Source organism: Exiguobacterium sp. s7, assembly GCF_018618195.1.
Classification (GTDB): Bacteria; Bacillota; Bacilli; order Exiguobacteriales; family Exiguobacteriaceae; genus Exiguobacterium; species Exiguobacterium mexicanum_A.
The window spans coordinates 140245-152369 of sequence record NZ_JACSLO010000005.1; the positions used below are offsets into that span (position 1 = coordinate 140245).

At 52.1% G+C, this 12125-nt stretch carries 10 protein-coding genes; 4 read left to right on the plus strand and 6 right to left on the minus strand.

All coding sequences use genetic code 11. The features are described 5' to 3' along the window. Positions 1 to 81: 81 nt before the first annotated feature. The 5 genes from KNP79_RS08470 to KNP79_RS08490 form a co-directional block, all read right to left on the minus strand. A complete protein-coding gene (locus KNP79_RS08470; RefSeq protein ID WP_034776611.1) occupies positions 82 to 1125 on the minus strand; it encodes a LacI family DNA-binding transcriptional regulator in 1044 nt (347 codons plus the stop codon). A 51-nt stretch (positions 1126 to 1176) separates the two neighbouring features. Then, entirely contained in the window at positions 1177 to 2688 is a 1512-nt protein-coding gene (locus tag KNP79_RS08475; protein WP_034776609.1) for an alpha-amylase family glycosyl hydrolase, read from the minus strand. A gap of 23 nt (positions 2689 to 2711) precedes the next feature. Beyond that, positions 2712 to 3545 carry a sugar ABC transporter permease gene (locus KNP79_RS08480; RefSeq protein WP_034776607.1) on the minus strand — a complete coding sequence of 278 codons (834 nt, stop codon included), beginning with the start codon at positions 3543 to 3545 and terminating at the stop codon, positions 2712 to 2714. A 1-nt stretch (position 3546) separates the two neighbouring features. Then, positions 3547 to 4899: a carbohydrate ABC transporter permease gene (locus tag KNP79_RS08485; RefSeq protein ID WP_052090084.1), complete on the minus strand. Its 1353-nt coding sequence runs from the start codon at positions 4897 to 4899 to the stop codon at positions 3547 to 3549. A 105-nt stretch (positions 4900 to 5004) separates the two neighbouring features. Next, positions 5005 to 6270, minus strand: a complete 1266-nt coding sequence (locus KNP79_RS08490) for an extracellular solute-binding protein (protein ID WP_034776603.1) — start codon at positions 6268 to 6270, stop codon at positions 5005 to 5007. Positions 6271 to 6643: 373 nt separating this feature from the next. Here KNP79_RS08490 and KNP79_RS08495 point away from each other — a divergent pair, with 373 nt between their 5' ends. Beyond that, on the plus strand, positions 6644 to 8428 hold the full coding sequence (locus KNP79_RS08495; RefSeq protein ID WP_034776602.1) for a glycoside hydrolase family 13 protein: 1785 nt from the start codon (positions 6644 to 6646) through the stop codon (positions 8426 to 8428). A gap of 157 nt (positions 8429 to 8585) precedes the next feature. Further along, the gene (locus tag KNP79_RS08500; RefSeq protein ID WP_034776600.1) at positions 8586 to 9944 is read left to right on the plus strand and encodes an MATE family efflux transporter; all 1359 of its coding nucleotides are present in this window, start codon (positions 8586 to 8588) and stop codon (positions 9942 to 9944) included. 39 nt (positions 9945 to 9983) lie between these two features. On the opposite strand, the gene KNP79_RS08505 is transcribed toward KNP79_RS08500, so the two are convergent. Next, complete coding sequence (locus tag KNP79_RS08505) at positions 9984 to 10718, minus strand: enoyl-CoA hydratase/isomerase family protein (RefSeq protein WP_138859858.1); 735 nt, start codon at positions 10716 to 10718, stop codon at positions 9984 to 9986. A 152-nt stretch (positions 10719 to 10870) separates the two neighbouring features. On the opposite strand from KNP79_RS08505, the gene ybaK reads away from it, so the two are divergent. After that, positions 10871 to 11335: a Cys-tRNA(Pro) deacylase gene (ybaK, locus tag KNP79_RS08510; RefSeq protein ID WP_034776595.1), complete on the plus strand. Its 465-nt coding sequence runs from the start codon at positions 10871 to 10873 to the stop codon at positions 11333 to 11335. 24 nt (positions 11336 to 11359) lie between these two features. Further along, positions 11360 to 12058: a CDP-diacylglycerol--serine O-phosphatidyltransferase gene (gene pssA, locus KNP79_RS08515; RefSeq protein WP_021066674.1), complete on the plus strand. Its 699-nt coding sequence runs from the start codon at positions 11360 to 11362 to the stop codon at positions 12056 to 12058. Positions 12059 to 12125 lie beyond the last annotated feature (67 nt).

The window sequence follows — 12125 nt, forward strand, 5'->3', positions numbered from 1 at the left end:
TCGACCGATTGCTTTCGCTTCTATTATATGCATTGAGATTTTCCGCAAAAAAACCTTCCGCATGATACGGAAGGTTTGCACTCATTCAACGATTTCAGTCTTCTTTTTCTGACCGCACGACTGGCGTACGACCAAATAGTGCGGCACGATGACGCGTTTCCCGTAAGGTGGTGCGCTATCGCCGATCTGTTCAATCAAACAGTTCGTCGCCTCGAAACCAAGGCCGAAAATGTTGATTTCGACCGATGTGAGTGGCGGGTTCGAGTGTTCTGCGATGTAGACGTTGTTAAAACTGACGACGGCGACATCCTCAGGGATTCCGAGTCCCATCTCACTGAGCGTGCTGATGACACCGAGCGCCATCATATCGTCACTGACGACGACGGCTGTCGGTGGTTCCTCTAGTTGGAGCAACTCGCGCACGGCTTTGGCGCCGCCTTTCGTCATGAACTCGGCCCGGGCGATATAGTCTTCGCGAACCGGGATCCCTGCTTCCATGAGCGCCGTCGCATACCCGTTGCGCCGGTCTTGCGTGACCGCCAGTTTATCCGAGCCTCCGATGAAGGCGATACAGCGATGGCCGAGATTGTATAGATGTTTCGTCACTTCTCGTCCGGCCAAATAGTTGTCCGTGTCGACGTATGTGATTGATGAAGCATCCCCGAACGGCTTCCCGACGACGACGAACGGGAATTTCGTCTGACGTAAGTATTGAACGACTTTGTCGTCTTCTCGTGAATACAAGACGATGACCCCGTCGACGCGACGTCCTTGCACCATCTCGATGACACCGGACAATACTTCTTCTTCGGTGACACCAGTCGTCATATAGAGCGAGTAGCCGTTTTGATGGGCTTTCGTACTGATCCCACGCAACACTTCCGGGAAAAATGGGTTTTGTAGCGTCTTCGTCGCTGCGCTCGGCATGACGAGACCAATCGACTGCGTCGAGCGGTTGGCGAGGCTTCGCGCGTGAATGTTCGGATGGTACCCGAGTTCTTCCATCGAACTGCGTACACGCTCTTTTGTTTTTTGACTGATACGCGGACTGTTGGCGATGACGCGTGACACGGTCGACGGTGCGACATTGGCGTGTTTGGCGACATCTTTAATCGTGATTTGCATGATGCTCCCCCTTGCTTCCGTTAGTTCAAAGTTCCCTATCACAGGGTATCGTCAGCTCGCACTCTTGCGACGCTTCCACATGACCAATCCAGTCAAGAAAATCGGGATGGCGACGACGAGTAGACCAATCGTCCACATGTTCACTTCCGATTCTTCGACGATGTAGGCGTTTGCACTTTCTCCTGCGAGTTTGATGGTGAACGTGCCACGGCTGTCCGTGACAAGTTGTGAGAACAAGAGACCACGAAGCCGTGTATCTTCTCCGACCTCGCTTACCTCGAATTCAATCTCTCTGTCCTCGGCGTTCATATTGATGGCGTACAGTGCGACATCGTCGCCGTCACGACGTTCGAACACGGCCATGCCGTCTTTCGAAGCGATCATCCGTTGTTCGCCGGTCGCAAACACCGGGTAATCGGCCCGCATCCGGTTCATCGTCGCAACGTATTCATGGAGCTCTTCATTTCCAGGGAAATCGGTCATGACCCGGTTCGCGGGGTCAGCCCCGCCCTTTTGTGCATTCTCCGTGCCTTGGAAGACGATTGGCATCCCCGGTGACGCGTAAAGGGCGAACAATCCGAGGCGGAGCCTGCGTTCGGCCGACTCGGCACCACCTAGTTCCGCGACGTGCATGAAACGTTCGACGTCATGGTTATCGAGGAAGGTCGCCATTTGGTTCGGATCATTAAAGAACGTCTCGGCGTAACTTGCGGCCACGTCGATTTCGTCGACGTTCGCCGTCTTTTGCGTCATCGTCTTCGAGACGCGGTCATAAAACGTGAAATTGGTGATGCTGTTGAAGCCTAAGTCATCATACTCGGCGACATACTGCGGGTCCGGATCGAACACTTCGGCCAAGAGATAAAAATCTGGATCGACTTCACGGACCGCTTTGACGAAATCTTCCCAAAACGGTTTATCGACGTGGCGCACCGTATCGAGACGATAGCCGTCGATCCCGGTCTCTTCGATCCAATACGTGGCCGCCTCGAGCAAGTAGTCTTTCACTTCCGGGTCTTCGGTTTTAAAGTCGGGCAAATCGAACAGCCAGTGCGTCTCGACTTGTTCTTGATCGTTCCACAACACAATCGGTAGCTCGTCATGGAACCAGTCTGGTTTTTCTTCGACCCACGGATGGTTCGGCCCGACGTGGTTGACGACAAAGTCGAGGATGACTTTCATATCCCGCTTATGCGCCTCATCGACGAGTTCCTGCAAATCTTCTTTCGTCCCGAATTGGGGATCGATGTCATAAAAATCTTTAATCCAATAGCCATGGTAACCGCCCGGCATGTTTTCAAACACCGGCGTCAACCAGATGGACGTGAATCCGAGCGACTCGATGTAATCAAGTTTTTCAATCACGCCTCGGATATCGCCCCCATGAAAGGCTTTCGGGTCATTCTGATCGACCTGGTCATTGTTATCGGGATTCCCGTCAACGAACCGATCGACCATGATAAAGTACATGCGTTCCTGTTCCCACGATGCTGCTTCTTTCGCTCCGACGACTGTTGGAAACAAAAGAAGCGACAGAAGAACGAGCACGACGCCTCGCCTCATATCGCTTCCCCCTTAAGTGAGTATTATCCTTTCGTACCACCGGCAGTAAGACCCGAGACGAAGTAGCGTTGGAACATGAAGAACAAGAGAACGATTGGGAGGGCCGAAAGGACGGCGCCTGCCGCGAACAACGTGAAGTTGTTGTCGAACTGTCGAGAAATCATGTTGTAAAGACCAACCGCGAGCGTCTGTTTCTCTGGTGTCCGAAGGACGAGCGATGCCAAGATGAAGTCGTTGAACGGGCCCATGAAGTTGAAGAGGGCGATCGTTGCGACGATTGGCTTCGCGAGCGGCAAAATGATTTGCCAGAAGATACGAAGGTGACCGGCACCATCCATCCGAGCGGCTTCATCGAGCTCTTTCGGAATCGTATCGAAATAACCTTTTGCCAAGTACGTATTCATCGGAATCGCGCCACCGGCATACAGCAGAATGAGCGCTGTGTGCGTGTCGAGAAGACCGAGCATGTTGAGCAATACGTAGATGGCGATGATGGCGACGAATTGCGGCACCATTTGCAAGACGAGGAACAAGACGAGCGAGTTCTTCCGTCCCACGAAACGATAGCGCGAGAACACATAACCAGTGATCGTCACCAAGATGACAGCGAGCGCCATCGTAATGAAAGCGATTTTCAACGTGTTCACATACCATAAACTATAATCCGAAATCGTTAGATCAAACAAGTTTTTATAGTGAATGAACGTCGGATTTTCTGGAATGATTTTTGACGTGATGGTACGACCCGGGTTGAATGACGTCCCTACCACCCAAAGCATTGGATAGAGAATGATGATCGACGCAAGCGTCAAGATGACATAAGAGAACGCCAAATTGATTCGTTTTTGTTTTTTCATATCAGATCATATCCTCGTCTTTGAAAGATTTTGTCCGACGGAACTGGATGACGGCAAGTGTCATGATGAAGAATGACAAAATGAGCGTGATCGCAGCCGCAAGTCCGTATTGCGGGTTGGCTCCGAGAGACAATTTGTAAATCCATGAAATCAAGATATCGGTACCACCGGCAGTTTGTCCCGGTACAGCCGGTCCACCGCCGTTAAAGAGATAGATGATGTTGAAGTTGTTGAAGTTGAACGTGAACTGCGTGATGAGAATCGGTGCTGTTGCGAACAAGAGCATCGGTAACGTAATCAAGCGGAACTTGTCAAAGATGGTCGCACCGTCAATCGTCGCCGCTTCATATAAGTCGCCAGGGATCGATTGCAATACCCCAGTCATGAGCGTCATGATGAACGGGAAGCCGAGCCACCATTGAATCAAGATGAGCGCGCTGCGCGTCGCCGTCGGATCGGTCATCCAGTTGATCGGATCAAGTCCGAACGCTGGAAGGATCGTCGTGTTGAACACACCGAACGATTCGTTAAACATCGAACGGAAAATCAAGATTGTGATGAACGCTGGAACGGCCCATGACAAAATCAAAATCGAGCGGAACAAGCGGCGGAAGCGAAGGCCTTCTTGGTTCAAGAGGACCGCGAGGAAAATCCCGATCGCGATGACACCGACCGTCGAAGCGACCGTCCAGACGAGTGTCCAGCCGAGAACGCCGACGAATGTGTCGCGCCAAATGTCGATTTCAAAAATTCGTGTGAAGTTCTCAAACCCAATCCACTCGACAAGTTTTGCCGGTGGTGCGTTGTTGTAACGATAGTTCGTGAACGCGATCAAGAATGTGAAAATGAGTGGTAATACGACTGTGAAGACGAGCAAGATGAGCGACGGGATCAACATCAAGTATGGGAATCCATGGTCGCGCAAGTTGCGGAGTTGCACTTGGAACGTTGGGACGTTTAGGTGCTGATCACGAATGCGACCGACTCGGTAGGCGTCACGAATGTTCCAGATGTAGAACGCGATTCCGAAGAAAAGTAAGATTAATGCGACAATCCCTTCTACCATCAAGAAGATGGAGTGGTCGTTACGAGGTCCTGCCACTTCGCCAAGCGTGATCAATCCCCAAAGGCCACCACGGTCGCCAGGTCCTGCGCCCGCTCCTTTGAAAAAGAGATCGTAGTTTACTGCAAAATAAGACATGATAACGATAAAGAAAGCGATCGCTTTCGCTTTTTGATTGTTATAGAATTGACCGGCTCCCGGAATGATCGAAAGTAATGCGGCGTTCCGAGCATGATTGGTCGGTTTTTCCGGACGTTGTTCCGGCGTTTTAGGGTTCGCGATTGAAGCCATCCTCAATTTCTCCTTTCAATTTGAGCAAATCAATCGAGCAAGCGTTTGCTCAATTCTAGAAAATGAGGGGGAACGCCAGTCGACGTACCCCATCATTTCATATCCTTATTGGTTGTTTGCTTGGATTTGTTGCTCGATGACTTTAACAGCATCGTCAGCTGATTTTTTTGCATCTTGCTTGCCAGTTGCTACGAGCTGAAGCGCTTGTGCCATTGGCTCCCAAACTTGTCCCATTTCAGGAATGTTAGGCATTGGGATCGCGTTCGTTGCTTGATCGAATACCGCTTTCGCAACTTCGTTCGACGTGATTGTCTCGTTCGACTCGAGTGCTGCTACTGGTGGGATCTCGTTGTAAGCTTCAAACATCTTCAATGCGTTCTCTTCGTTCGTGAGTTCTGCGAGGAACATTTCAGCCCACTCTTGGTTTTCTGTGTAAGCCGAAAGTGCATATGTCTTCACGCCCATGAACGTCTTGATTGGCTCACCGTTTGGAAGTGTCGGCAAGGCAGACGCTCCAAGGTTGATGCCGGCATCTGTGTAACCAGCTACGGCCCATGGTCCGTTCATGACTGTGTGTGCTTTCTTCTCAGTGAAGAGTTGGTCCATCGCTTGGCCGCCAGACTCGCCGATCAACCCTTTAGGGAAGAGGCCTTCTTGGTACCATTTGCCGATGTACTCGAAGCCTTCGACTGCGCCTTCGTTGTTCAAGCCGATGTCAGTTGGATCGAGCGCGCCGCCGTCTTCTTTGAAGACGTAACCGCCGAAGCCAGCCACGACACCGTGAGCGAAGTAGAAGTTATCCCAAAGACCGAGGAATCCGTACTCGCCTTTATCTTTAAGATCTGTAGACAACTTGTACAAGTCGTCCATTGAAGCAGGAGCTTCTGATACCAAATCCTTGTTGTACATGAGGACTGGCGTTTCAACTGATTTCGGGTAGCCGTAAGCTTGTCCATCGAACATGACAGCCGATTTCGAAGCGTCTGTGAACGCGTCAAGTGCGCCTTCGTCAGTAAGTGGAGCCAAGTGACCTTGGTCAGCGATCGTTCCGATTTGGTCGTGCGGTACGAGAACGATATCAGGACCTTTACCAGCCGGGCCGTCAAGCGCCAACTTGTCCTTTTGATCCGTCATCTGGACTTCAACGACTTCAACTGCGACGCCGTGTTCTTCTTCAAACGCCTTCGCAACTTCTTTCGTCGTTTCCGACTTTTCAATATCTTCCCAAATTACGATTTTTTCTGGCTTGTTCTCGCTAGAAGAACCGCCTTCGTTAGTAGAACCATTGTCCGTACCGCCACCACATGCAGCAAGTGCACCGAAAGCGAATACTGCCGTTGAAAGTCCTGCTACCATTTTTTTCATCTTCATGATGAAAAACCTCCCCAAGGAAATAGTATGGTCAGATTTGCGCAATCGCACTGGCCTACTGATTTTAATCAACTCCGCTACAGAATCAGTAGGTTAGTGAAAACGTTTGCATCCTCACCTCAATTTTTATTATACAGTTGTGTAAGCGTTTTACAAGTCTTTTTTTTCGCTTTTTTTATTGTGGTTGTCCCATTTATCTCTTTTTGAATTATTTATGACCCTATTTCGCAAAAAATGACGAATCGGGCGATTGACAAAATGTAAACGCTTTATTACCCTTTGCTTGAGCAAACGTTTTCACAACTGTTGTTTCTTTTCTGAACAGACAGTGTAAAATGGTTATAACCCTTAATAGAGAAAGGAACTCAAACCCATGATCAAAGAAGCCATCTACCACCGCGCCATGTCCCCTTTCGTGTACAAGTATGACCGAGAAACGATACATATTCGCTTCCATACGAAAAGAAATGATATCCAATCTGTTGACTTAATTTGGAACGACCCGTACGACTGGCACTCGGAAGATCCGGCCATGTGGAATTTCGACCCGGACAAGCCGAGCTTTTGGCGTACGTTCGAGACGCCGATGGAAAAAATCGGCCATGATGATCAATACGACTATTGGTTCATCGCCATCAAACCGCCATTCCGCCGCCTCCGTTACGGCTTCCGGCTCCATGACGGCAATGAGACGGCCGTCTATACGGAAAAAGGTTGGTTCGAAGATAAACCGCTCGACGACACGGGCTACTATTTCTGCATCCCGTTCATCAACCCGGTCGACATCTTCCACGCCCCATCGTGGGTGAAGGACACAGTCTGGTATCAAATCTTCCCGGACCGGTTCGCGAACGGTGACCCTTCTAACGATCCCGAAGGCACGCTCCCATGGAATAGTACCGAACCGACGATCACGAACTTCTTCGGCGGCGACTTCCAAGGGATCATCGACCATATTGACCATATCGTCGATCTAGGGATCACCGGGATTTACTTCTGCCCGATCTTCAAAGCGACGACGAACCATAAATACGACACGCTCGATTATATGGAAATCGATCCGCAGTTCGGAACGAAAGAGCAGTTCAAACAACTCGTCGATCTTCTCCACGAGAACGGTATCAAAGTCATGCTCGACGCCGTCTTCAACCATGTCGGCTACAACCACCCTTGGTTCTTAGACGTCGTCGAAAAAGGACCACAGTCAGAGTACCGTGACTGGTTCTATCTTCGTGACTTCCCGATCGAGACGACGCCGAAGCCGAACTACGACACGTTCGCGTTCGAGAAGAACATGCCGAAGATCAATACGGAGCACCCGGCGTTGAAAGCTTATCTATTAGAAGTGGCCCGCTACTGGGTCGAAGAATTCGGCATCGACGGGTGGCGGTTAGACGTGGCTAACGAGGTTGATCACGCGTTCTGGCGCGATTTCCGTAAAACGGTCAAACAAGCGAATCCGGATGCGTACATCCTCGGTGAGATTTGGCACGATGCCCAGCCATGGCTTAAAGGTGACCAGTTCGATGCGGTCATGAACTATCCGTTTACGAACGCGAGCCTCAACTATTTCGCGCTCGACCGGACGTCTGCTTCCGAGTTTCGCAATGAGTTGACACGCGTCGAGATGATGAACACGACGAACGTGAACGAAGTGACGTTCAACTTGATCGATTCGCACGACACGCCGCGTGCCCTTACACGAGCGAAAGGGCATAAAGGAAAGTTCAAGTTGCTCATGACGTCGATGCTCACGTACACGGGCAGCCCATGTATCTATTACGGGGACGAGATCGGCCTCGAAGGTGAACAAGACCCGGGCTGCCGCCGTTGTATGCCGTGGGACGAAGCCGAAGAAGATCGCGAATTGTTCCGCTATGTGCAGAAATTGATTCGACTCCGCAAAGAGCATCCGGTGCTCGCGAACGGCGGCTCGTATCGTTTCAATCTCGTCGACGATGAGGATAACGCCCTCATCATCGAGCGTTGTACGAAAGATGAGACGTATTTGATATACTTCAATAACTCTGATTCCGTATCGAAACTTAACCCGCTCGGCCATACCGGAAGCGCTTACGACTTGCTGCGCGACCGGGATGTAGACTCGCTCGAAGTCGAGCTCGCACCGTACAGTGCCACGATTTTAAAAATGAAATAAATTCCGTTTTGCACCCGTTTCGGCGGGTGTTTTTTTTGTTGAAAATAATTTGCCAAATCCCTTTCTTTTTCATTTCAAAAGGAGTAACATGACCCTTGTGATTTTGACAACGTAAATATTTCATATAGAGAATTGTAGAAACAAGGGAGAATACAACATGCCGACAAAAGACACCGAACAGCTCAGTTTATTTAAAATTTCGTGGCCGATTTTCATCGAACTCGCACTCCATATGGGGACCGGGATTATCGCCACGCTCATGCTCGCCCATTACTCCGATGCTGCCGCTTCCGCGGTCGGCGTCGCCAACCAAATCTTGAACGTCTTCTTAATCGTCTTCAGCGTGACCTCGGTCGGTGCGACCATCTTGATCGGTCAAGCGATCGGCGCCAATCGGATGAAGAAGAGCCGTGACTTCGCCCGTTCCGCCGTCAGCTTGAACATGTGGCTCGGCGTGCTCATGGTCGCGGTCGTCTTCTTGTTCGGTGAGACGTTCCTCCGTTTGTTCGGCTTATCGGATGAGCTGTTCGACCATGGCCTGTTATTCTTGCAGATTGTCGGGTTGTCGCTGTTCACCGAAGCGCTCATCATGGCGCTCAGTTCCGTCCTCCGGAGCCACGGGATGACGAAGCACGCGATGCTCGCGACACTTCTCATCGATATCATCACAGCTGCCGGGGCGATGCTCGCCGTCATGGGCTGGTTCGGTCTCCCGGTCACGGGTGTCGCCGGCGTCGCATGGGCCATCGTCATCGCCCGTTTCTCGGCGATGGTGCTATTGTTCTGGATCGTCAAGAAGCGGCTCATGCTCCGCTTCCCGCTCAAGGAATTGATTCGTCCGAAACGCGACGACATTCGCGCCTTGCTCCAAATCGGCGTACCATCAGCCGGAGAGAACTTGTCATATCAGTTCTCGCAAATCATCATCACCGGTTTCATCGCCACGATGGGCGAGGCTTCCCTCGCCGCACGGGTATACGTCATGAACTTGTCGATGCTCGCCTTCTTGTTCACGGTCGCCGTCGCGCAAGGGACGCAATTATTGATTGCCCGTGACATCGGCGGGAAACGGTTTAAAGAAGCGTATACCCGCGCCGTTAAGACATTGAAGATTGCCATGTTCGCTTCACTCGTGGCGTCGCTCGGGCTCGCTGTCTTCGGCAAGTCGCTGCTGGGCTTGTTCACATCGAACCCGGATATCATCGCCGTCGGGGTGCCGATTTTATGGGCGACGCTCATCCTTGAGCCAGGTCGCGCCATGAACATCGTGTTGATGGGATCGCTCAAGTCGGTCGGCGACGTTCGCTTCCCGGTCATGATCGGGATCGCCTCGATGTGGGGCGTTGCCGTCGTCTTCAGTTATTTGTTCGGACTCCAAATGGGGCTCGGCGTCCTCGGCATTTGGCTCGCCTTCTCGCTCGACGAGTGGTTCCGCGGTTTCTTCGCCTTCCGTCGTTGGAAATACGGCACGTGGCAACAAAAAGGCTTCCAGTTCGAACCGAAGCCAACTTCATAATCAACCAAAAAGAAGCGGTCGCTGTGACCGCTTCTTTTTTCATCGATTTAGGAACGCCTGCATCGCCTGCCGATGAACGTCCGTCTGACCACATTTCCGTTGCCAGATGATCTCTTGCTCGAGACCGTCCTCGAACGAGTCGGCCCGGAACAACGCCTTCATGCCTTGCACCGCCGTCGGTGACTTGGCTGCGAGCGTCTCGGCATAGGCCGTCAACCGCTCCAAGTACGCCTCATCCTCGACGAGCTCGGTGACGAGACCGAACGTTTCGGCCTGTTCGGCATCAATCGTGCTGCCGCTCCACATCCAAGCGAGCGCGAGATCGGGCCGCATCAAGCGTCGTAAATGGTACGGTCCCCCGGCATCGGCGACGAGGCCGATTTTGATGAAGGCGGAACTGAACTTCGTCGACCGGGCGACGAGACGGACGTCCGCCGCGAGCGCCAGACTGAGACCCGCCCCCGCGACGACCCCGTGAATGCCGGCAATGATTGGTTTCGGACAGTCGGCAAGCGCCCGCACGAGCGGATGGTACACCTCTTCCAAATACACCCCATAGTCGGCGTCACTCTCAATCGTCAAGTCCTGTCCCGATGAGAAGGCACGCCCTTGCCCGACGAGCACGATGACGTGGACGGCCTCATCCGCCACGAGCTGCTCCATCGCTTCCCTCGCCTCGCGAAGCAACGTCTCATTTAATGCGTTCAATTTTTCCGGCCGGTCCCATTTCAGCCAGCCGACCCCGTTCCGCTGTTCCAGTTGAATCGTTTCCATCCCATTTCCCCCTTCACTAAAATGAATCACTATTCATTTCTATGTCGTTCATTCTGTTTCCTTCTTGTCATAGAAACTTTCCGAGTTCGATTGCCCGACGCTACCACTATTTGCTATTCTTAAAAGAGTCGTTCAACGAAAGGGTGGGGCTGATGCAACTGACGAATGCCGCAAGACAATTGAAACAACGGAACATCCCGTTCACGTACCACTCCTACGAAGTGGACGCGTCCGACGTCTCCGCCAAACATGTCGCCGCGTCACTCGGTAAACCGCTCGACCAGCTCTATAAAACGATTTGTCTCGAGAATGAGCAACGGCGCTACGCCTTCTTCCTCATCTCAGGAGATTTAGATATCGATTTGAAAGCGGCCGCGAAAGCCTGGGGCGCCAAAAAAGCCTCCCCTGTCCCGATGAAGGAGCTCGAAACGCTGACCGGCTACATCCGCGGCGGTGTCTCGCCAATCGGGGCGAAAAAACGGTTTCCTGTCTTCTTGCATGATAGTGCCAGACAAAAAGATACGATCATCATCTCGGCCGGCAAGCGCGGCTACCAACTCGAACTCACACCGACCGACCTGCTCCGGTTCACGGACGGTCACTGGTTCACTCAATGACAAAGAAAGATGGAGGCAATACCTATGTGGAAAGAACGAATCCGCTCATGGATTCCTAACTCGTTTACGTTCGGCAACTTGTTCTGCGGCGTCTTGGCGATCGTTTATGCGGCGCGCGGTGACTTCTCGAACGCGACGCTGCTCATCATCATCGCCATGATGCTCGACAGTTTGGATGGACGGCTGGCCCGTATGCTCGGCGTGGCCGGTGACTTTGGAAAAGAACTCGACTCGCTCGCCGATGTCGTCACGTTCGGGGTCGCCCCGGCGCTTCTCGCCTACTATACGTTTTTCATCGATTACGGCAACTACGGTCTCTTCTTCGCCGCCTTGTTCCCGTTGTTCGGTGCTTACCGCTTGGCCCGCTTCAACTTGTCGGCGACGAACGTCACGGCCAGTTACTTCTCGGGCGTCCCGATTACCGCGGCCGGTGGCTTGCTCGCCGTCGTGACGACGTTCGGGGACCAGATCAACGAGTTGCTCACTCCGATTTTCTTCACGGGTCTCGCTCTGCTCATGGTCAGCCGTGTCCGCATCCCGAGCTTTAAAGACGTGCCGCTCCCGCGCCACTCGTTCATCATCACGGTCAGCCTCATCTACTTGACGTACATGATTTTTGCCCGGTGGAAAGAATGGCCATCGTTCTGGTTCATCGCCGTCACGTTCTATGTCTTATTCATCGCTTTCTCGTTCGTCAAAAAACGAAAGCGGATGGCGAATTGACGGGTCCCTCTCGAGGGACTCTTTTTTTTGCATGCATTTATTAGACGCAAGCCGCAAACCTCTCTAG